At 62.9% G+C, this 21,089-nt stretch carries 18 protein-coding genes; 6 read left to right on the top strand and 12 right to left on the bottom strand.

Annotated elements, in window-relative coordinates; all coding sequences use genetic code 11:
* The 3 genes from QZ269_RS04140 to QZ269_RS04130 form a co-directional block, all read right to left on the bottom strand.
* Positions 1-421 (bottom strand): hypothetical protein (locus QZ269_RS04140; protein WP_291424600.1); only part of this gene is annotated, 421 nt, incomplete at its 3' end.
* Between the two features lie 35 nt (positions 422-456).
* On the bottom strand, positions 457-1,770 hold the full coding sequence (locus QZ269_RS04135) for a glutamate-5-semialdehyde dehydrogenase (protein ID WP_291424599.1): 1,314 nt from the start codon (positions 1,768-1,770) through the stop codon (positions 457-459).
* A 308-nt stretch (positions 1,771-2,078) separates the two neighbouring features.
* Entirely contained in the window at positions 2,079-3,296 is a 1,218-nt protein-coding gene (locus QZ269_RS04130; protein ID WP_291424597.1) for a saccharopine dehydrogenase family protein, read from the bottom strand.
* 212 nt (positions 3,297-3,508) lie between these two features.
* Here QZ269_RS04130 and QZ269_RS04125 point away from each other — a divergent pair, with 212 nt between their 5' ends.
* Together QZ269_RS04125 and QZ269_RS04120 are read left to right on the top strand one after the other, a co-directional pair.
* Positions 3,509-3,859, top strand: a complete 351-nt coding sequence (locus QZ269_RS04125; RefSeq protein WP_291424595.1) for a hypothetical protein — start codon at positions 3,509-3,511, stop codon at positions 3,857-3,859.
* Positions 3,860-3,927: 68 nt separating this feature from the next.
* Complete coding sequence (locus tag QZ269_RS04120; RefSeq protein ID WP_291424593.1) at positions 3,928-4,434, top strand: hypothetical protein; 507 nt, start codon at positions 3,928-3,930, stop codon at positions 4,432-4,434.
* Between the two features lie 255 nt (positions 4,435-4,689).
* Here QZ269_RS04120 and QZ269_RS04115 read toward each other — a convergent pair whose 3' ends face one another.
* The 4 genes from QZ269_RS04115 to miaA all read right to left on the bottom strand — a co-directional run bounded on the left by QZ269_RS04115 (position 4,690) and on the right by miaA (position 9,852).
* Positions 4,690-5,262 carry a cob(I)yrinic acid a,c-diamide adenosyltransferase gene (locus QZ269_RS04115; RefSeq protein WP_291424591.1) on the bottom strand — a complete coding sequence of 191 codons (573 nt, stop codon included), beginning with the start codon at positions 5,260-5,262 and terminating at the stop codon, positions 4,690-4,692.
* A 263-nt stretch (positions 5,263-5,525) separates the two neighbouring features.
* Positions 5,526-7,028 carry a 4-alpha-glucanotransferase gene (malQ, locus tag QZ269_RS04110; protein WP_291424589.1) on the bottom strand — a complete coding sequence of 501 codons (1,503 nt, stop codon included), beginning with the start codon at positions 7,026-7,028 and terminating at the stop codon, positions 5,526-5,528.
* Positions 7,029-7,410: 382 nt separating this feature from the next.
* A complete protein-coding gene (glgC, locus tag QZ269_RS04105; RefSeq protein ID WP_291424588.1) occupies positions 7,411-8,655 on the bottom strand; it encodes a glucose-1-phosphate adenylyltransferase in 1,245 nt (414 codons plus the stop codon).
* Positions 8,656-8,916: 261 nt separating this feature from the next.
* Positions 8,917-9,852 carry a tRNA (adenosine(37)-N6)-dimethylallyltransferase MiaA gene (gene miaA / locus QZ269_RS04100; RefSeq protein ID WP_291424585.1) on the bottom strand — a complete coding sequence of 312 codons (936 nt, stop codon included), beginning with the start codon at positions 9,850-9,852 and terminating at the stop codon, positions 8,917-8,919.
* Between the two features lie 74 nt (positions 9,853-9,926).
* Here miaA and QZ269_RS04095 point away from each other — a divergent pair, with 74 nt between their 5' ends.
* Entirely contained in the window at positions 9,927-10,328 is a 402-nt protein-coding gene (locus tag QZ269_RS04095; protein WP_291424583.1) for an Hsp20/alpha crystallin family protein, read from the top strand.
* Positions 10,329-10,334: 6 nt separating this feature from the next.
* Here QZ269_RS04095 and QZ269_RS04090 read toward each other — a convergent pair whose 3' ends face one another.
* On the bottom strand, positions 10,335-11,423 hold the full coding sequence (locus QZ269_RS04090) for a sorbosone dehydrogenase family protein (RefSeq protein WP_291424581.1): 1,089 nt from the start codon (positions 11,421-11,423) through the stop codon (positions 10,335-10,337).
* A 222-nt stretch (positions 11,424-11,645) separates the two neighbouring features.
* Positions 11,646-12,989: a 3-phosphoshikimate 1-carboxyvinyltransferase gene (gene aroA / locus QZ269_RS04085; RefSeq protein ID WP_291424579.1), complete on the bottom strand. Its 1,344-nt coding sequence runs from the start codon at positions 12,987-12,989 to the stop codon at positions 11,646-11,648.
* Positions 12,990-13,198: 209 nt separating this feature from the next.
* Between aroA and map the strand changes: the two genes are divergently transcribed.
* Entirely contained in the window at positions 13,199-13,960 is a 762-nt protein-coding gene (map, locus tag QZ269_RS04080; protein ID WP_291424577.1) for a type I methionyl aminopeptidase, read from the top strand.
* A 203-nt stretch (positions 13,961-14,163) separates the two neighbouring features.
* On the opposite strand, the gene argC is transcribed toward map, so the two are convergent.
* From argC to QZ269_RS04065, 3 genes are all read right to left on the bottom strand, one after another.
* On the bottom strand, positions 14,164-15,213 hold the full coding sequence (gene argC / locus QZ269_RS04075) for an N-acetyl-gamma-glutamyl-phosphate reductase (RefSeq protein ID WP_291424575.1): 1,050 nt from the start codon (positions 15,211-15,213) through the stop codon (positions 14,164-14,166).
* 99 nt (positions 15,214-15,312) lie between these two features.
* A complete protein-coding gene (locus QZ269_RS04070; RefSeq protein WP_291424573.1) occupies positions 15,313-15,975 on the bottom strand; it encodes an outer membrane lipoprotein carrier protein LolA in 663 nt (220 codons plus the stop codon).
* A 121-nt stretch (positions 15,976-16,096) separates the two neighbouring features.
* Positions 16,097-17,200, bottom strand: coding sequence for a GTP pyrophosphokinase family protein (locus tag QZ269_RS04065; RefSeq protein WP_291424572.1), 1,104 nt, complete (start codon positions 17,198-17,200; stop codon positions 16,097-16,099).
* A 54-nt stretch (positions 17,201-17,254) separates the two neighbouring features.
* Between QZ269_RS04065 and QZ269_RS04060 the strand changes: the two genes are divergently transcribed.
* On the top strand, positions 17,255-19,243 hold the full coding sequence (locus QZ269_RS04060) for an N-acetylmuramoyl-L-alanine amidase (RefSeq protein WP_291424570.1): 1,989 nt from the start codon (positions 17,255-17,257) through the stop codon (positions 19,241-19,243).
* A 158-nt stretch (positions 19,244-19,401) separates the two neighbouring features.
* Entirely contained in the window at positions 19,402-21,021 is a 1,620-nt protein-coding gene (locus QZ269_RS04055; protein WP_291424568.1) for a TerD family protein, read from the top strand.
* The last annotated feature ends 68 nt before the right edge of the window (positions 21,022-21,089 follow it).

The following is a 21,089-nucleotide window of genomic DNA, read 5'->3' as shown; positions in this document are numbered from 1 at the left end:
TGCTCCAGCGATTGTGCGCCTGATGAAGAGGGCAGCATGGATACTCCGACGATATGGGCCTCAGACAGCCTCTAAGGGTGTGCTTGCCTGCCGGATAGTCCACCGTAACGCCGGTGCTGAGGCTTTCGCCCACTCGCCAGACCTGTGGCGGAAAATTGACGTTCCAGCAGGTGTCGTATTGCTGGGGCTTCAGGGCGCCCTGCTCCTTACCGGGGTAGTCCAGAAAGTCGATTCCGAAGGGGCGCGGGCAGGAATTTTCGAGCAGCAGCGCATTCGGCCCCATGTTAAGCAGGCTGACGGTCAGCAGGTGGCCCTGCAATTCGGCGGAGGCGTGAAGCTGGGTTTCCGGGGCGCGGCTCACCGACGGCGCACAGGAGACGAACAGACCCAGCGTGAGGGCACAGAGCACAGTTTGACGCATGGGGCTGATCTTAGCTGCGCCGTATGTGAGCCGGGTTATTTGCGGGTTTCGCCGTTCCCCAGCACGACCCATTTGCTGGTGGTCAGTTCGCGCAGGCCCATCGGCCCCCGGGCGTGCAGCTTCTGCGTGCTGATGGCGACCTCGGCCCCCAGCCCCAGATGCCCGCCGTCGTTGAAGCGCGGGCTGGCATTGACCATTACGGCGGCGCTGTCGACGTCCTGCACGAAGCGCCTCGCCTGGGCGTCGTCGCGGGTCAGGATAACGTCGGTGTGGCCGCCACGCTCGGCAATAAAGTCCAGCGCTTCTTCCAGGCCGCCGACCACCTTGACACTGGCCGTCAGTGCCAGGAATTCGGTGCCGTAATCGCTGTCCTGGGCAGTTTGGGCGCTTAGGCCCGCCGCTTGCAAAACGCTTACGCTCTCAGCGTCGGCCCGCACGCTCACTCCGTTTTCCAGTAGTGGGCGCAGCAGTTCAGGCAGGGCAGGCAGCGCTTCCCGGCCCACCAGCAGAGTGTCCAGCGCGTTGCAGGCACTCGGCTTTTGCATCTTGGCGTTCTGAATGATTCGCGCCGCTGTCTGAACGTCCTCTGGCGTGCGCGTAAAGCTGGCGTCCACGTAGAGATGCACCACGCCGATGCCCCCCACTATCACGGGTACGGTGGCGTTTTCGACGCAGTAGCGGTGCAGCCCTGCCCCGCCACGCGGAATAATCGCGTCGACGCAGTCGTCGAGCTTGAGGAGTTCCAGCATCCGCTCACGCGCCGGGTCGCGGATCACCTGCACGGCGTCTGTCGGCAGCTTCTGTGCCCCAAGAGCGGCCTGAATCGCGTTTTCCAGGGCCGCGTTGCTGTTCACAGTTTCCTTGCCGCCGCGCAGAATGACCGCGTTGCCGCTCATCAGGGCCAGCACCGCCGTGTCCACGGTCACGTTGGGGCGGCTCTCGTAAATCACGCCCAGCACGCCCAACGGCACGCGCCTCTGGCTTACGCGGATGCCACTGGGCAGCATTTTTTCCTCGGTCTGTTCCCCCACCGGGTCGGGCAGCCCGGCTACCGCCCCGACATCCGAAGCGATGGCCTCCAGCGACCCCGCACTCAGGCGCAGGCGGTCGACCATGTGTGCGGGCAAGCCACCTGCCTCAGCCGCTGCCACATCGCGGGCGTTCGCAGCCAGAATGTTGTCCTGACGCGCACGCAGCTCGGCAGCAATGGCCCGCAGCGCCGCCGCCTTCTGTGCGGTAGGCAGTGAACGCAGCACCCGCGCCGCACTTTTGGCCCGCAGGCCCATCTCCCGCACGCTGCTTGCGTGGGTGGTGTTATGGGTCGCCGGGTCAGTTGCCGCACTGTTCATTCACTGAGGGTAACAGGTTGTGCCCCTACACAGGCAAGTCCGGGCTGAACCTCAGTAGGTGACAGCTTCCGTTTGACCTCGTCTGGGAGGATAAAATCGACAAAATCCGCTGCCCAGCAGACTGCCGCACTGACCCAGCACGTCAAAGCAAACGCGAGGCACCTCCGCGTCGATACCCTTGAGCGCCTAACCGACGCGCTTAGGCCGAGTGGCTCACTCTACGCCCAGAACCCGTTTTGCTGCTGCTCGCCCTGCGGGGCAACTCTACGGGGCAACTCTACAGGGCAACTCTGCGGGGCCGTCCGTATTCAGTCCTTGACCAGTTCCACGCCTGACAGCTCGCTTATCGGCAGGCCCCATTGGTTCATGGCGGCAAAGAAGGGGTCGGGGTCAAGTTGCTCCACGTTCCACACGCCGGGCTGCTTCCACACGCCCTGAAGCATCAGCATCGCGCCAATCATGGCAGGCACGCCAGTGGTGTAGCTCACACCCTGCGCCTGCACCTCGCGGTAGCACTCGGCATGGTCTTTGACGTTGTACACGAAATGAACCTTGAGCTGGCCGTCGCGCCCGATTCCTTTGGCCTGCACGCCGATGCAAGTCTGCCCGGTGTAGTTGGCGGCGAGGCTTTCGGGCGCGGGCAGCACGGCTTTGAGGAACTCAATGGGTGCAATCTGCTGGCCCCGGAACTCAATCGGCTCGATGCTGGTCATACCGATACCTTCAAGCACATTCAGGTGCTTGATGTAGCTTTCGCCGAAGGTCATCCAGAAGCGGGCGCGTCTGATGGTGGGAAAGTGCTTGACGATAGATTCCAGTTCCTCGTGGTACAGTACGAAGCTCTTGCGGGTCGCCACGTTGGGATAATAGATGTCCTGGGCGATTTCCAGCGGATGAGTTTCCACCCAGCGCCCATCTTGCCAGTAGCGCCCATTGGCAGTGATTTCGCGGATGTTGATTTCGGGGTTGAAGTTGGTCGCAAACGCCTTGCCGTGGTTGCCATTGTTGCAGTCCACGATATCCAGGTAGTGGATTTCCTTGAAGTGGTGCTTGGCATGATGCGCGGTCATGGCCTGGGTCGCGCCGGGGTCAAAGCCACAGCCCAGCAGCGCCATAAGGCCCTTTTCCTTAAATTTGTCCTGATAGGCCCACTGCCAGGAGTACTCGAACTTGGCGACGTCCTTGGGTTCGTAGTTGGCGGTGTCGAGGTAATGCACGCCGGTTTCCAGGCAGGCGTCCATGATGGTCAAGTCCTGGTAGGGCAGCGCGAGGTTAATGACCATCTCGGGCCTAAAGTCGTTAATCAGTTTGACCAGCGCAGGCACGTTGTCGGCGTCCACGGTTGCGGTGCTGAATTTGCATTTGCTCTGCGGAAAGTACTGGTGAATCTCGGCCACGATCTTGTCGGCCTTGCTGACGGTGCGGGTGGCAATCAGGACCTCGCTGAAAACCGCGTCATTCTGGGCGCACTTTTTGGCGGTGACGCCCGCGACGCCCCCGGCTCCGATGATGATGACTTTGCTCATAGGGGCAGTCTACCGGGTCGGGGTCAGGCGGTGGTAAGCGGGCGCGGCACAATGGAAGGATGAAACGCGCCGGGCAAGGTAACGGATTTAGAGTGCCCGTCTCTCAAGCCTTTGCCCGCCGACGGCCCGGTGCTGCGGCTCTTGCCCGCCGACGGGCGCAGCTTTGAAGTAGGTCTGCACAATCTTTAACCTGAGCGCCTTAACCTGAGTGCATGACCCTTTCCCCCGACCTGCCCCAGCGCGCGGCGACGCCCGAGGAGCGCCGCCGCGCCGGGCGAATGTTCTGGTTGATTCTGCTGCTCTTTCCGATGGTCGTGGGCACCATGCTTGCCTACCTGAGCGTTAGGGGGCGGCAGGTGCGCGATTACGGTCAGGCCGTGGTACAGGAAGTCGCCACCCGCGCCACGCCTCTCCAGGGCCGAGTGCCCTGCCATGAGGTCGCCAGTGCCAAAGCCCCCGCTTCGGTAAAATCCTGTGAGGCCGAGCGACTTTCTGGGGGTAAGGTGACTGTGACCATCCAGACCAGTGGGGGCCAGAAGTACCAGTTACACAACGCGAGATAACGCGGACGGGCCAGACTACGCAGAACGGAGACGCCACTTGTGCCCGGCGCTCCCCTATTCTGGGGAGGATGCGCCGCCTGCTTCTTGCCTGCCTGCTGGTCTTGTCCTCCTGCGCTCCCAGTGTGCTGGGTGCCAGGGGGTGGGATTTCAGGGCCCTACGAACAAATGCACAGGTCAGGCTGGTCGACAGCAAGGATTTCGGCTTTTGCTCGGCCAAAATGGTCGGTTGCACGGCCCCGCTGGGCCAGGGCTGCGTAATTATGCTCGACCAGACCTACTTTCTGAACGGTACGCCGACCCAGAAAACGCTGCTGCTGGCGCACGAATTCGGGCACTGTCTCGACGGTTCACGGCTGCTTTATTCGCACAACCATGTCGGGGACAGCGGCAAAGTGTACGGGCCGTACTACCGCCCGGCAGTCGAGGGCTTTGCCGAAGCCTACGCCCGCGCCTACCTCAAGGCGTGTGGCACCAATCTCGCGCTGCTGGGCTGGGAAACAGCGCCCCAAGACCGGGGAGCGGCCTGCGAATTACCCGACCCTAAAGCCGTGAGGGTGCAGCCGGAGGAACGGTAAAAGCAGCTGGAAAAGGCTGCGATCAATGGTTCGGACACTTCCAAAATCCTGCCTTGCAAAGTGCGACCCGCACTAGGTCTGGCTGTTCCCTTGACCACCCGGTAGGGCGGTACAACTGTCTGAACCATTGCCGATGCGGGCTTGAACTTTACTTCGCGTCTGTGGGAAAACCAGGAACCGTTCTACTTCGCAGGTTCGCGCCGTTTAAATCCGCAGGTGCTTTTCCAGCACTCAAACTTTCTGCTGCCCCCCGGCTCAACGCCGTTTCTTGACGTTCCAGCGTTCCTCGCCAACGCCGCTGCGGGCATTGGCGGCCCGCGCCATGATGAACAGCAGGTCGGAGACGCGGTTGAGGTAAACCTGGGTCTGCGGGTTGGCCGGTTCGACTTCCAGCAGACGGATCACGTCGCGTTCAGCCCGCCGCGCCACTGTCCGGGCAATATGCAGCGCCGCCGCCACGGGTGTTCCCCCCGGATGAATGAAGCCGGTAAAAGCCGGGGCTTCAGCCTGATAGCGGTCGATCATGGCTTCAAGGTGGCTAATGTCTTGCTCGTCGAGGCGACTGAGGTTCTTTTCATAGGGGCCTCCGGAGCGGGTCGCCAGATCGGCCCCCAGATCGAACAGGGCATTTTGCAGGTATTCGAGGTCAGCTTCGAGGGCCGCATCGGTTGGCTGGCTCTGCACGTTGTGGGCGCGGGCCAGGCCCAGTGCGCTGTTCAGTTCGTCCACCGTGCCGTAAGCCTCCACGCGGGGGTGGGCCTTGCTGACCCGGTCCGCGCCGTAGAGTCCGGTGGTGCCGCCGTCGCCTGTTCTGGTGTAAAGCTTCATGGGTACAGGGTAATGGTTAAGTACCTGTAACATTACGGAGCGCGAAGCGAGAGGGCTAACGCAGATTGGCCTGTTAGGGCAGTTCGCAGCCACAGTTGCGCGTATCCGAGGAAAGCGCCCGAATCCGCTCTGCGAGTCCGCTCGGATTAAATCCAAAACTGCCCAGTTCAATCGGAACTCGTAGGAGGCAGCCAAAGCAAAAGTGCGGGGCTTCAGCCGTAGCCCAACAGCCATAGCCAAAGCCCCTGCGTCTCGTCTCGCCTCTATCTGCCAGTCTGCTCGGTCAGGGTCCGCAGGCTGTCGGCCAGGCTGGGCAGCAGCGCGGCGGGGTTATATCGCCACGTCCAGTTGTGGTCACCGGTGGTTCCGGGCAGATTCATGCGGTACTCGCTGCCCAGGTTCAGGACGTCTTGAAGTGGTACCACAGCTAGGGCTGCGCGGCTCTCGAAGGCCATGCGCATCAGCTGCCCGGCAAAGCTTTCCTCGCTGGGTGCGCTATGGGTATACACCCGGAAATTGTGGCGCTCGCTTTCCTCAGCGTTGGCCCACCAGCCACGGGTCGTGTCGTTGTCGTGGGTGCCGGTATACACCACCTGATTAACGCGCAGGTTTTCCGGCAGGAAGTCGTTGACGCGAAAGTCTCCGCCGCCGAAAGCAAATTGCAGCACCGCCATGCCTGGAAAGTTGAAGTCGTCGCGCAGTTTCTCGACATCCGGCGTAATGACCCCAAGATCCTCGGCAATGATCGGCAGGACGCCTAGCGCGTCACGCACCGCCGTGAACATCTCGTGGCCCAGCGCCGGAACCCACTGGCCCTGAATGGCCGTTTCGGCAGGGAACGGAATCTCCCAGGAGGCCGCGAACCCCCGGAAGTGGTCGATGCGAATCACGTCGTACAGTTGCAGGCTGCTCTGGAAGCGCTTAATCCACCACGCGAAGCCGCCCTGCTGCATTTTTTGCCAGTTATAGAGCGGGTTGCCCCACAGCTGTCCGGTTTCGCTAAAGTAGTCCGGCGGCACGCCCGCGACCACCGTGGGCTGGCCCTGGTCGTCGAAGTAGAACTGGTCGCGGTTGGCCCAGGCATCGCTGCTATCCATCGCCACGAAAATGGGAATGTCACCGATCACCTGAACGCCGTGCTGGTGAGCATATTCACGGATAGCACTCCACTGGCGGAAAAACAGGAACTGCGCGAACTGAACGCGGTCGATGGCGCTGGCAAGGCGTTCGCGTGCTGCGGCCAGGGCCGCCGGGTCGCGGTCGCGTGTGCCAGTGTCCCAGGCATTCCAGGATAGACCACCGTGCGCCGCCTTGAGCGCCATGAACAGCGCGTAATCTTCCAGCCAGTCGTGCTCGGCGGTCTTGAAGCGTTCAAACTCGCTCTGAAGGTCATTGTGACCGTCGAAGGCAAACTTGGCGTAAGCCCGGTCGAGCATCTGATTGCGCCAGATGAACTGCGCACCGAAATCCACCTTGAACGGGTCGAAGGCGGGCATAGCCACGAAGTCAGAGTCCTGAAGCAGCCCCTCTTCCTTGAGGGTGTTCAGGTCGATCAGGTAAGGGTTACCGGCAAAAGCGCTGAACGACTGGTAGGGGCTGTCGCCGTAGCCAGTCGGCCCCAGCGGCATAACCTGCCAGTATTTTTGCCCAGCCAGCGCCAGCCAGTCGATAAAATGCCGCGCCTGCGCCCCCAGCTCGCCTATGCCGTACGCCCCCGGCAGACTGGTGGGGTGCAACAGCACGCCGCTCGCACGTTCTAAGTTCATAATCATCCTCCAGCCTGGAACTGCTTCCAAGAACTGGGACAAGTGTAGCGAAGTTCATTTGCCCGTACTCGAATTGCCCAGACTTTATGGCTCTGTTATGCCGGGAGTTCGGGGCACAGTGGCCCAGGCCTTTGCAAAGAATTTTCTCTAAAGTTGTCCCAAAGCAGTGGGCATCAAGAGGCCACCTTGTTAGTGACTTTTGAGGTCGAGCGGGCAGGCCCGGTTCAATCGGCAGGCCGTATGAGAGCAGTTCCGCGAAATGAAGGGCACGTCGGAAAAACACCGCCGCCCCTTCATCCTACGTCCTGCTTTTCACTCGTTGCACTCGGCAAAAAGATGGTCAAAAGAGCACCATCTTTTTACAAAATGCTCTAGCTCGTCGTCAGTAGAACACGTAGCCTTTGGGCACCACCACCACGCCGCTTTCAGTGACGGTAAAGCCGCGTGCGCGGTCCTCCTCGGGGTTGAGGCCGATCTGGGTGCCGGGCGGAATATTCACATCTTTATCGACGATCACGCGCTTGAGGTGAGCATGCCGCCCCACTTCCACGTCGTCGAACAAGACGCTGCTTTCGATCAGTGAGTAAGAGTGCGCCCGTACGTTACGCGCGAGTACACTGTCGCGCACGGTGCCGCCGCTGATGATGACGCCCCCGGCCATCACCGAATTGAAGGCCTGCCCCTTGCGGCCCTCACTTTCGTGTACGAATTTGGAAGGCGGCGAGAACTCGCTGCTGGTTCGTAGCGGCCACTCGGGGTTGTACAGGTCGAAAGTCGGATTGACGCTGACCAGATCCATGTTTGCCTCGTAGTAAGCGTCGAGGGTGCCCACGTCCTTCCAGTACAGGTTGGGGCCGCTCTGACCAGGAACCGGGTTCTTGTGAAAGTCGTATGCCTGCACCTGATAGCCGTCGGCCAGGGCGCGGGGCAGCACGTCGCTGCCGAAGTCGAAGCCTTCTTGATTGTTGCTGATGCTGGCTTCGAGCAGCTCTTCCAGGGCGCGGCGCGAGAAGATGTAGTTCCCCATGCTGGTGAGGCTGGTGTCGGGGTCGCTGGGCAGGCCGGGCGGGTCCTTGGGCTTTTCGAGGAATTCGGTCACGCGCCAGTGCTCGTCGACCTGCATCACGCCAAAGCGGTGGGCCTCGGTGCGCGGCATAGGGTAGGCGGCGATGCTGATATCGGCCCGCGACTCGATGTGCTTTTCGAGCATGTGTTCGACGTTCATCTTGTAGATGTGGTCGCCGCTGAAGATCGCCACATAGTCGGCCTCGTAGTTCTCGATCAGGTGCATGTTCTGGTAGACCGCGTCGGCGGTGCCACGGTACCAGGCGTTGCCGAGTTCCTCGAAGCGGTACATCTGGGCGGGCACCAGCGTAATGAAATAGTCGCTCAGGAAGGTGCCGAAGCGCCAGGAGCGCTGGATATGTTCGGTCAGGCTCTGGGCCTTGTACTGGGTCAGCACGTAGATGCTGAACATGCCCGAGTTCATGAAGTTGTTGATGGCGAAATCGATAATGCGGTATTTGCTGCCGAACGGCACGGCGGGCTTGGAGCGCCTCTGGGTGAGCGGCGCGAGGCGCGAGCCCTGGCCGCCAGCGAGAATCATTCCTAGGATACGGGGTTTCATAACCTACCTCCAGCTAAACGAAGCCTTGAATACTCCAATGATGCAGAGTAGGTCCTGCTCATCATTTGATCCGTGTCTCACTCTACCCGCACTCGGGCGTGCCGGGTTCAGCGCGAGGTTAGGCAGCTGCCGACGCGCTCCCAAAGCATGAGACGGTATCTACCCGGCCCCAGCCGCCCTTTTGGCCGATCAGCACGCAAGAAGCCGAGTGGGGTCGGCCCGGTTCTGCTTCCCGTGCCGCGCCCCTGTATTTGAACAGTGTTAAGAAAAAGAAGCCGTCGCCGAAGCCACAAACTGTTCCAGGGCGCTGCTGGCCTGCGGCGGCGCTTGCACGGTGGCCCCCAACTGCTGGCGCGTCCACGTCAACTGGCGCTTGGCGTATTGCCGGGTCGCCAGCGCGATTTGTCCGGCGGCCAGTTCGGTGCTAAGGGTGCCCTGGGCCACTGCCAGCGCGTCGGCGTAGCCCAGCGCCTGCCAGACGGTCGGGCGCGGCAAACGCTCAGGCGGCACCTGCGCGGCCAACCACTGGGCTTCCTGCGGCCAGCCTGCCCCCAGCATGGCCCCGGTGCGCTGCCGGATACGCTCCTCTAGCACGGACAGTTCCGGCGAAAAGGCAAACACCCGGTAGGTGAAAGCGGGCCTGGTGTACCCGAACTCCCCCGGAAACTTTCCGGTCTGGCGGTGAACCTCCAGGGCGCGGATCACCCGGCGCGGGTTGCGCTCCATGCGGGCAGCCTCCGCCGGGTTTACGGCAGCGATCTCTTCCAGCAGGGCGTCTAGGCCCCTCGCCCGCAACTCAGCCTCGATGGGGGCCTGGGCAGCGCGGTCTGCGGGCGGGGTCAGGGGCAAGCCACGGGTCAGGGCGCTAAGGTAAAAGCCGGTGCCGCCCACGATCAGCGGCAGGCGGCCCCGCGCCAGAATGTCTGCAATGGTGGCCTCAGCCAGCGTGCGGTAACGCGCCACATCGAAATCCTCGGTCACGTCGGCTACGTCAATCAGGTGGTGGGGCACGCTCGCCAGTTCTGCCGCTGAAGGCTTGGCCGTGCCGATGTTCAGGCCCCGGTAGACCGTGAAGGCGTCAGCGGCCACAATCTCGGCTCCGAACTGCCGGGCCAGTTTCAGGGCCAGCGCAGTTTTTCCTGCCGCCGTGGGCGCGGTCAGAATGGGCAAGGCAGGCAACGTGGGCGGTGCGGGCACAGGTCTTCAATTGTGGCGAAAATGGCGGCGCAGGTCTACCCACTGCCCAGGGGCAGAATGCTAGGCTCGGGCCTATGGATGAGCTGGTACTGGGCCGACTGCAACACCTCATGACGATCCGCGAAGGGGTCGAAAACCTCTCGCGGCCACTGGTCTGGACGCCCGCCGCCGACTGGATAGACGAGGGCACGCATCTGCTGCTGCTGCTGGACGTGCCGGGTGTAGAGGCGGATTCGCTGGCGCTGAGCGAAGGCCTGCACGAGGTCACACTAAGCGGGCAGCGCCGCGCCCCGGCCTACAGCTCCAATCACCTGATCAGCGCCGAGCGGCCCCAGGGCACTTTTTCGCGCACGCTGGCCTTTCCTGAAGAAGTGGTGCCGCAGACCGGCGAGGCCCAGCTTCAGCACGGCGTCCTAAGCGTGCGCTTTGAGAAAAAGCACCCGACCATCGACGTGATCGGGCAACCCCAGGATTAGGGGCGCTTATTTGACGTACTGAATCCGCCAGATTTTGCCGCTGTAGTCGTCGGTCAGGAGCAGACTGCCGTCCGGGGCCGTCAACAGGTCGACTGGGCGGCCCAGGGTGTTTTGCCCTTCCAGGAAGCCGGTCAGAAAGTCGCTGACCTTGCCGCTGCTGGGGTCAACCGTCACGACTTTGTAGCCGCTTTTCTGGCTGCGGTTCCAGCTGCCGTGCAGCGCCGCGAACAACTGGCCCCGGTACGCTGCCGGAAAGGTTTTGCCGGTGTAGGCCGTGATGCCCAGTGGGGCGGCGTGAGCCGCTGTAAGGGCGAACGCGGGCGTGGCCTGCTTGCAGACTTCCGCCGTCTTGGCCTTGAAATCGCTGTCCCAGACCTGCGGCTGGCCGGGCTTGACGGTGTAGCAATAGGGCCAACCATAAAACTTTCCGGCAGCGACCCTGTACACACCCTCGGGCGGCAGGTCGTCTCCCAGCATGTCGCGCCCGTTGCTGGTGGCGTACATCTGGTTGCCGACCCAGACCTGCCCGACCGAATTGCGCAGCCCGGTGGCGTAAGGCTTACCGTTTTTGCCGTCGGCACCGTATACCCAGATGGCGGCGCGGCGGGCGTCCTTCTCCTCGCAGACATTGCAGCTGCTGCCGGTTGCGACATACATTTTGCCGTCCGGCCCGAAGGTCACTGTGCGGGTCCAGTGCCCTCCCTCCGGCAGGCTGAGTACTTTCTGCGCGGCGGCGCTGGCCTGGTGGTCACCCGGTTTGTACGGGTAACGCACGACCCCGTCGGTATTCGCCACGTAAAGGTAGCCGCCGTGAAAGGCCAGACCATGCGGTTTGTTCAGCCCCGAGGCGTAGGTGGTGCGCCCATCAGTCTTGCCGTCGCCGTTGCGGTCTGCCAGCACCTCTACCGTTCCTGCGCCGGGGTCGGATACAAAAACTTCGCCACCGGGCGAGAGCGCCATGAAGCGTGGCTGCTTCAGGCCGTCGGCATACAGCCCGACCTGAAAGCCGCTGGGAGCCTTAAACTCGGGCGCCCGGGTCTGGGCGGCGCCGAGACTGCCCACGGCGAGAAGGGCCAGGGAAAGCAAATGTTTCATGCTTCCAGCAAAGCACCCGGCCAGATGAAGATTTGCCGGGTACGCCACATTTACCTCAACAACTTGTTCACTTTGCGTCGCGCTTTAGAGCCGTTCTGCGAATGATGGGCATGTCGGAACAACACCGCCGCCCCCTTCATTCTACGTCCTGCTCTTTCTTGTTCGCTCGTTCCACTCGGCATGAAAAGCCACAAGCAACGTGGCCTCCTTATGCCAACTGCTTTAGTGCGTACCCGTGGGCAAATAATCGAATCTGGCCCCCAACTGTTCGAGGTGCCGGAAGAACATAGGGTAGCTCTTGCGGATGTGGTGCGCCCCGGTGATGGTCACCGGCGCTTCGGCCCGCAGGCCCAGCAGGGTCAGCAGCATGATCATGCGGTGGTCGCCGTGTCCGTCGGCAGTGACGCCGCCCGCCAGCCGCGCCGCGCCCGTAACGCTGAGGCTGTCGCGCGTTTCGGCGGCGCTCAAACCCAGTTTTTCCAGCTCGCGGCGCGTGTCGCTGATGCGGTCACATTCCTTGAGGCGCAGGGTGTACACGTTGTCCCAGGTAGTGGTGCCCCCCGCGTAAGCGGCGGCGGCGGTCAGGGCCTGCACCGCGTCGGTGAACGTGTCTCCGTCGCGGATTACGGCCCGGAGCGGCTGGCCTCCGCGCACGGTCAGGCTGTCACCCTCGCGCACGATGTCGGCTCCCATCTCGCGCAGCACCGCTACCGCTTCTTTCTCACCCTGAAGGTCGTTTTCGCGCAGGTTGCTCAGGCGCAGTTCGCCGGGCAGCAGGGCCGCCGCCGCCAGAAGCGCCGCCGAGCCGGGGTAGTCGCCCGGCACCAGCATGCGCCCCGGCTGCCCTGTTTTGCCGGAGCGGTAAGCTTGCCCGCCCGGAATGGAAATGCGCGAGAGGTCAGCCGACGCCGTGGCCCGGACGCCGAAGGCACTTAACGTATCCAGCGTCTGTCGCAGCGGGGCGTAGCTCTTGATTTCTCCGGTCAGGCGCAGGTCGAGGCCGCTGGGCAACAGGGGGCCTAGAAACATGAGGGCGCTGGCGTACTGGCTGCTGCGCTCGGCGCTGACCTCCAGCGGGCCGCCGCGTACCGGGCCGGAAATTGAAACAGGCAGTTTGCCGTCGTTGCTCTTCACCTTCGCGCCCAGCCGTTCGAGGGCGTCCAGCAGGTCACCCTGGGGCCGTTTGCCCAGCGAGTCGGCGTAATCGGTCACGAATGTGGTCTGCGAGGTCAGCGCCGCCACGCCCATCAGAAAGCGGGCGACGGCTCCGGCGTTTCCCGGATCGAGGGTCACGCCCGCCCTGGGCTGTGCGTTAAAGCCGCGAATCACGGCGTCCTGGCCCACCAGTTCCACGCCCGCGCCCCAGTCGCGCAGGCAGCGCAGCATGGCCCCGGCGTCCTCGCTGGTCGCCACCCCCACCACGCGGGTTTCACCTTCGGCCAGGGCCGCCGCCAACAGGTAGCGGGTCGTGTAGTTTTTGCTGGGCTGTGCCCGCAACTCGCCGCGTAATTCGGCAGCCGGGTAAACCACCACGTCAAAGGTCAGGGGCATTCCGTCCGAACTCATCTGGGCAGGCTAGCACAGCACTTTTGGCAGGCTTGACAGGGTGTTATACGGCCTGACAACGGGGGGCTTTCTGGCACTTGGGTCTCTCCCCCGACGCGGGTTCTTCCGCAACGCGGTTCACTTTTCTCAAACGGCTGTGTCCCAAACGGCTGTGTCCCAAACGGCCGTGTCTCAAACGGTTGTGGGCCAAAGTGATAGGCTCGGACGTTATGAGTAGAGTTGCCCTGAAATCTGCCCGCGAAGTCGAAATCATGCGCCGCGCCGGAGGGTTGGTCGCCGAAACGTTCCGCGTGCTGCAACCGTACATCAAGCCCGGTGTCACGACCAGAGAACTTGACCGCGTCGCTGAGGAACACATCCGTAAGGCCGGGGCACTGCCCGCCTACCTGGGCTACGGCCCCAAGAACAACCCTTTTCCGGGCACGGTCTGCACCAGCGTCAATGAAGTCATCTGTCACGGTATTCCGGGTGACCGGGAACTGAAAGAAGGTGACATCATCGGGACTGACATCGGTGTGCTGCTCGACGGCTATTACGGCGACGCCTGTTACACCTACACGGTGGGCCAGGTCAGCCCCGAGGTGCAGGGACTGGTGGACACCACCCGCGAGTGCCTGGAAGCTGCACTGAAGGAGGTGCGCCCGAACGCCCGCCTCGGTGACATCGGCCACGCCATCCAGAGCCTTGCCGAAAGCCGGGGTTACAGCGTGGTCCGCGAGTACACCGGCCACGGCATCGGCAAGCGCCTGCATGAGGACCCCACGGTGTACCACTGGGGCGCACGTTACACCGGCCTTAAGCTGCAACCCGGCATGGTCTTTACCATCGAACCGATGATCAATCTGGGTGTTCCCGAAACCAGCCTGCAAGCCGACGGCTGGACTGTAACTACCGCCGACAAGAAACCCAGTGCTCAGTTCGAGCACACCCTGGTCGTAACGCCCAAAGGCTACGACGTGCTGACCCTGTAAGACGGACGTGGGCCAGACTCCGTGAGCTGCGGTAAGCAGCTGGCGGAAGTGTTGGTCATCTGGGTGTTTTGCCTGGATGACCGGAACGGTATCCGGCAGCTGCTCCTTTTTGCCTGCTCACTCTGCTGCGCCGCTAACTAAGCTCTGGTACGGCAGCTCCTTCCTCCACGCTGCCTTTGGCTTCCACGCTGCTGGAGTACCACCTACGCCGGATGCAGCCCGGTAAATTCCAGCCCCGCCGTCTCTTCCCAGCCGTTGGCAATGTTCAGCGACTGAATGGCGTGTCCGGCGGTGCCCTTCACCAGATTGTCAATGGCGCTCATCAGCACTACACGGCCCGTATCGGGGTCCATCTCGAAGCCGATGTCGCAAAAATTCGAGCCGTCGAGCAGCATCGGGTCGGGGTAACGGTGAATGCCCTTGGCGACCTTCACGATACGGATAAACGGCTCCTGGCCGTACACTTCCCGGTAGGCGCTCCAGACGTCCTTGTCGCTCCAGCCGTCAGGAATCCAGGCCTGCACGGTGGTCAGGATGCCGCGTACGCGGGGCGTGGAAATGGCCGTCAGGTGAATCGGAAAGTTGCCGGGGAGTTCCTGCTTGGCCTCGGCGGTATGGCGGTGGCCGACCGGCTTGTAGACGCGTAGGCTGCCTGCCCGCTCGGGGTGGTGCGAGGACTCGCTGGCGCTCGCTCCGGCGGCACTGCTGCCGACCAGCCCGGTGGCGATAACATCCTTGGGCAGCAGCACGCCCAATTTGATCATCGGGTACAGCGCCAGAATGACCGAAGTCGCAAAGCAGCCCGCGCAGGCGATGCGGGTCGCGCCCCGGAGGTCCTCGCGGTGCAGTTCGGGGTTGCCGTAGACCCAATCCTTCAGCTTTTCGGGGGCGGGGTGATCCTCGCCGTAGACCGCCCGGTAGACCTCGGGGTCTTTGAGGCGGAAGTCGGCGCTGAGGTCCACGATGGTCTGCCCTCTGGCCTCGAATTCGGCGATGCGCTTGGCGGCAGAGTTGTGCGGCAGCGCCAGCACCACGATATCGGCGCTGTCGATATCGGCGGCCTTGCGGAACTTGAGGTTAGTGCGCCCACGCAAGTTGGGGTGAACCAGGCTTACGGGTGTATTCGCGTTGCGCTCGCTGGTCACCTGGGTCACTTCGAGGTGGGGATGGCCCAGCGCCAGGCGCAGAAACTCGCCGCCTGCATAGCCACTGCCGCCCACGATGGCGACGGTCTTCTTCTCGGATGCTGTCATACCCCCGAGTCTAACCAATTTGGCGCCGCAACGAAAAAACGGTGGGTGGACATCTGCCCACTTCCACCGCTCTCACACAACAGCTTGACTACTTACTGCTTACTGCCGAACGATCTGCGCGTCTTTGGGGAGCGTCTTCAGCGCCGCCGCCGTCAGGCCCGCGTTGGTCTTGTAGGCGCTGATGGTCATGTCAGCCATAACCTTGCCCCCCTGACCAAGCAGCTGAATACGGTTGGGCCGCCAGCCCGCCTCGGTGATCCAGATGCGGGTGCGGTCGGTGCCGCCATTCTTGGGCGCGGCTTCGAGCTGGAAGACCCGGCTGCCCGCCGCGCCGGTGGTGCCCAGCAGCTTAACGGTGTAGTTGCTGAGCATAGCGCTGGTGTTGCCCAGCTGATTAAAGTCTAGCCCGCCAATGCCCACGTTGCCCGCCGCCTTGCTAGTGGGGGTCACGGTAATCTGGTTGGTCAGGAACATGTACTGCCGAATCTCGTTTTTATCGGCCACCATGATGTTGTCGGCCAGTGCGTCGGGTGCGGCGAACTGCACGCGGGCCACGTTCTGCGCCGGAATGGTCTTGACCATCAGGTCGATCTTCTGGTTCAAGCTTTCGAAGGCGGCGGTGCCACTCAGCCGAAACGACACGTCACGGGCGACTTTCTGGGCGGCATCTACTTTGTTGACGATATCCTGAGCACTTAACGTCTGGGCCTGGGCCAGTCCACCGAGGGCCGCCAGGGTCAGGAGGGAAAGAAACTTCTGCATGCCGTCAGTATCCCGCCGCGCCGCATGAGAACAGGCCGACTCCGGCTGACGCGGCATTCACGTCGTAGGGGTTCCCGGCAAGGCAGCCGCGCAAAGCTTAGTGGTGAGGCAGTCTGGCCGCCTATGGCAGCGCCGAAAAAATCTGCTCATACACGCTGCGAACCCCCCCGGCCATCTGCGCCGCATCGCCCTGCTTGCTCAGGTCAAGCAGCTTCAGCACATGCACGGTATCCAGCGCAGGGTTCTCACAGGTTCGCAACAGCGCGTAATGCACCAGGCTGGTGCCGGGCCTTGCGCCGCCCGCCGGAGTCCAGGCCTCACGCAGGCGCGGTTGCAGGGCCTCAGCGAACTGCACCACGTCTTCTTCGCAGCGCAGCAATTCCTTTTGCAACTGTCCCACCGAATGCACCCCGACGTATTGCAGCAGCGTGGTCAGGCGCTGGGGCCGCTCGGGGTCGGGCCAGTCCACCAGCAGCGTCACGTTCAGGGCGTCGGCCACGCGTTCATCCAGCGGGTGCACCGGCGGCATGCTCATCAGCAAGCGCACGCTTTGCAGGTCGATAAATACGTTGTCGGGATTATCGCGCAGGCGCTCGGGCAAGTCGGCGGCGTAGTCGCGGCTCATGCGGGCAATGGTCATGAACTCCTCGTCGGCCATTTCCAGCAGCCCGGCCAGACGGTAAAAGCGTCGGCTCACCTCACGCGGCACCGCCTCGCGGTTCTTGTAGCCCAGGTCGTGTTCGATCTCGGCCCAGGCATGTTGCAAGATGCTGCGAATCTGAATCTCGAACGGTACGCCCGCCAGCCGCAGCCCACCGAAGGCCGCCATACTCGGCCCACTCCGCACCACGTAATGCACGCCCATGTACCCGAACCGGTCCGGGTCGTGCATCTTGGATTTGTCGATGGAATTGTTCCAGTCGATCTCATAGGCGGCCTCGACCAGCCGGGACACCACCTGAACGTCCGACTCGAAATAGGTGATCACGCGCACGCCCACCAGATCGGTCACGTCGGCCAGCTCGGTGTACCGGCCCAGTTTGCGCCGCAATTTGTCGGCGAGGCTGTGGGGCTTTTTGACCCGCCCGGTGATGTGGTGAATCTTGAGTCCCGCCTGCTGAAGCAGCTGGGCGATGTGCGCGACGGCAGCGGCCCGGAGCGCCTCGTAGTCGGGCAACTGCTTTTGATACTGCCTGACCAGCGGATTCATGGGTAGCGGCATCATACTGCCCAGCCCACTTCAAGCAAGCCCCCGGGCAATCATGCTAGACCCGTAGCCATGTTCCCTGTTTCGCGGCTCCGTCACCTCGCGCTTACCCTGCTGGCGGCCAGCCTGTCAGCGGCGCCTTCAACAGCGCTGGCGGCCCCCAGCGTCTTCGTCGCCTACCCCGCGCCGGACTACCGGGTGGCCTACGACCACATCATCCTCGAAGGCAGCGTAACCCCTGGGGCCAGCCTGCAAATCAGCGGTCAGCCTGCCGAAGTCGCGCCCGACGGCCTGTTCATGCTGTGGTGGCCCCTCAAGGTCGGTCTGAACAACCTGCAACTGGTCGCCACGCAGGGCAGCGAAACAGGCCGCTTCGAGCTGCGGGTCACGCGCACGGCCCAAAGGGCCCTTCCGGCCCGCCCCACTTTCATCAGCACCAGCAGCATCGAACCGCATTACGACACCGAATTCTGGGACATCGCGGGCGACAGCGCCGCCGAACGAACCATTACCGTCAGCTTCAGCGGCTCACGCGGCGGCAAAGCCAGTGTGCAGGTCGCGGGCGGTGCGCCAGTTGCTTTGCAAGAAGGCCCGGCAGGCACCTATACGGGCCAGGTCGTGGTGCCTCCCCAGAGCAGTTTGAGTAGTGCGCCGATCAGGGTGCGCCTGACCGGGCAAGATGGCCGCACCCTGAGAACCACCGCCGCCGGGCACATCAGCAGTGTTTCTGCCAGCCCGCGCACTGGCACGCAGAAGGCCGGAACCATCCGTGGCCTGGGTCTCAACGACGCTCAGTATGTGGGCACTGATCTGGACGGCAACGCGCTGCTGTACCCCCGTAGCGGCATGGTCTTTACCCTAGTGGGACGGCAGGGCAGCGACGTGCGGGCCAGACTGGCCCCAGGCCAGAGCCTGCTGCTGACCGCGAGCCAGCTTGAGATCACGCCGGGCCGTCCCGCGCTGGCCGCCAGTGGCCCCATTCGTCTGGAAAGCGGTACGGGTGCCGCCACGGCCACGCTGCTGGCCCCGGTCGGTTCTGCTCTCCAGGCCAGCGCCGTCAACTTGACTACTATTCCCAGTACACCACCAGGCCAGAGTGGGCCGGAAAAGAGTGGGCCGCAGAGCGCTACGGTTCCCCAGCCAATGACCGCTCAACCAGTGACCGCCCAGCCAGCTCAAGCCGTCACGGTTTCTACGGCGGCGGGTGACCTGCAACTTCACATTCCACTCGGCGGCGCGAAGCCCCCCTTTCAGATTGACCAGACTGCGCCCGGACAGCTGACCATTACGCTGTACGGCCTCAGTACCCCCCCCACCGCTCCCACGCAGGGCGACGCGCTGATCCACTCAGTAGGCACCGTGCCCGGCAACGGCCTGAGCCGGGTGGTGCTTGATCTCAATACGGCCCAGCTGTGGGGCTACACGGCCAACTATGTCGGCGGCGACCTGCTGGTTACGGTGCGGCGGCCCCCGGCGCCTAGTCCGGCGCAGCCGCTCGCTGGGCGGGTCATTACCATCGATCCGGGGCACGGAGGGTCGCAGTCGGGCGGGGCAGGCAGCTTCGGCATTCCGGAAAAGGGGCTGGTGCTTAAGATCGCTACTCGCGTGGCCGAACTGCTGCGTGCTCAGGGGGCCACAATCAATATGACCCGCACCGGCGACACCACGCTGGGCCTCTATGAACGCGACCTGAGTGCCGAGGCCACGGGCAGCGACCTTCTGGTCAGCATTCACGCCAACGCCCTGCCTGATGGCCGCGACCCCAGAGGCGTGCGCGGGCCGGAGGTGCATTTCAGCCACATGCAGGCTCAGGCGGTAGCCAACGCCATTCTAGACCAGTTGCGTTCGCGCCTGCCAGACATAGGCACCGGGCGGGGCCTGATGCCCGGCGCCAACCTCGCCCTGACGCGCCCGACGACCCAGATCAGCCTGCTGGTCGAAACCGCCTACCTGACCGATCCCGGCAATCTCCGGGTGCTGAACAGTTCTGAAGGCCAGGAGCGCTTTGCTCAGGCGATTGCGGCGGGCATCAGTGACTTCTACGTTAGCCAGCGGCGGTAAGACGCACACGGCGGGGGCTGACGCCGGGCCGCTGGGCGTGGATACTGAAGGCGGCGTGTATCCGGGCAACCAACAATGACCAGCGAGTCAAGTGAGTTGCCCCTGGGAGATCACCTCTAGGGCAGCGGTGGTGCCCTGCGAATTTGTAGACTGAAACTATGCAGCATCCACTTCAGCGTGGGCAACGTGTGCCCCTGACTCAGTTCCTGACTGGCGCGCACCTGACCTTGCAGGCCCATCTGCCAGGCATGGCGGCGGATATCAGCCTCCTTGGCCTGGATGAAGAGCGCAAACTGACTGACGACCGCTACTTCATCTTTTACAATCAGCCGGGCAGCCCGGAAGGGGCCCTGAACCTCGACCTGAAAAGCCAGACGTTTACGGTAGATCTGGAGCGGGTGCCGCTGGGCATTCACCACCTGTTACTGGCTGCCAGCAGCGACGATCAGACCTTCTCGGAGCTGGGCCGCGGCGTGGTGCATGTGCGGGACAGACAGAGCAACGATGTTCTCTTCGAGTGCTCAGGAGAACTGTTCGGCACAGAGCAGGCGGTTATGCTGCTGGAACTTTACCGCCACCAGGGGGGATGGCGCATTTCAGGGGTAGCTCAGGGCTTTAGCGGGGGCCTCGGGGCTCTCATTCAGTCGCTCGGCGGTGAAGTGGTCAAGGAAATGCCCACCCCTGAGTCGCAAGCTCCAGCATTGGAGTGGGGGGAGTCGCTAACGCAGCTGGAAACCATCTTTGGGCAGCCTGCGCCACCCCAGCCGGAAGTCTGGCAGCCACTGACCTCAGCCCCGACGGACCCCTGGCATGAACGCAACGCCTGTGAACGCTGTGGGCGAAGGCCAGGGCTAGGAGCGCGGCTCAATTCTGCTGGTCTGTGCAAAACCTGTGCCCAGGAAGTCACTACCGGGTTACACAACTTCCGTACCCGTTTTCTGGCGGCCTGTGCCGACGGCCTTCTAGAAATGCATGAGTGGGAAGATTTGCAGCAAACGGTCTACCGCGAAAAGTTGGATGCCAAAGCGGCACTTGAGTTTGTGCGGGCCGACGCGCTCGACCTGCTGGAGCGCACCATCTCTATTGCTCAGGCCGACGGCTCGGTGAGCGAGCAGGAAGAGAAAGTCTTTGAACGTCTGCTCTATCTGTTGCAGCTGCCCGACGGGATGGCGCAGCCTCTGCGCGTGCGGGTGGCCGAGTTGCGAGTCGCCAGCAAACTGCGCGAAGGCCGACTGCCCAGCATCCAGAGCACCCTGATTCTGGACGCGGGCGAGGTGGCCCACCTGGAAGTTCCCGCGACCTTTCGGCAAGTCACGGCGACCCGTACCCGCGACATAGCCGGGCGCGCCGTGCTGACCAATCGCCAGATGCACTTTGTTGGCAGCGCTGAAGGGGGCTGGAATGTCCAGTACGGCAAGGTGCTGCGAATCGAGGGGCGGCCAGACGGCGTCAATCTGGAACTGGGCGTCAAGAAAGGCAGCGGTTATTACAAAGGAATGCCCCAACCCATCATCTTTGAGGCCATGCTGGATTCGCTGGTCAGGATGCACAAGCGCCTGCTTTTGCTGCCACAGTCCGAGAAAGCCAGTCGCAGCATTCCACAGAAGGTCAAGCTGGAGGTCTGGCAGCGCGATCAGGGCCGCTGCGTGGAGTGCGGCGACACCAATTATCTGGAATATGACCACATCATCCCCCATAGCCTGGGCGGGGCGACCAGCGTGGGTAACTTGCAACTGCTGTGCCGCCGCTGCAACCTTGCCAAGAGCAACCGGATTTAACAGGCCTCTTGAGGCTTAATACAGCTTGCGCCAAATCCGTATAAGGGAGCGTTAAGACTGCCCGGCGC

It is taken from the genome of Deinococcus sp. (assembly GCF_018260405.1).
Taxonomy (GTDB): domain Bacteria; phylum Deinococcota; class Deinococci; order Deinococcales; family Deinococcaceae; genus Deinococcus.
Note: the sequence above shows the minus strand (reverse complement) of the source record. Positions and strands in the feature narration are given on the sequence as shown.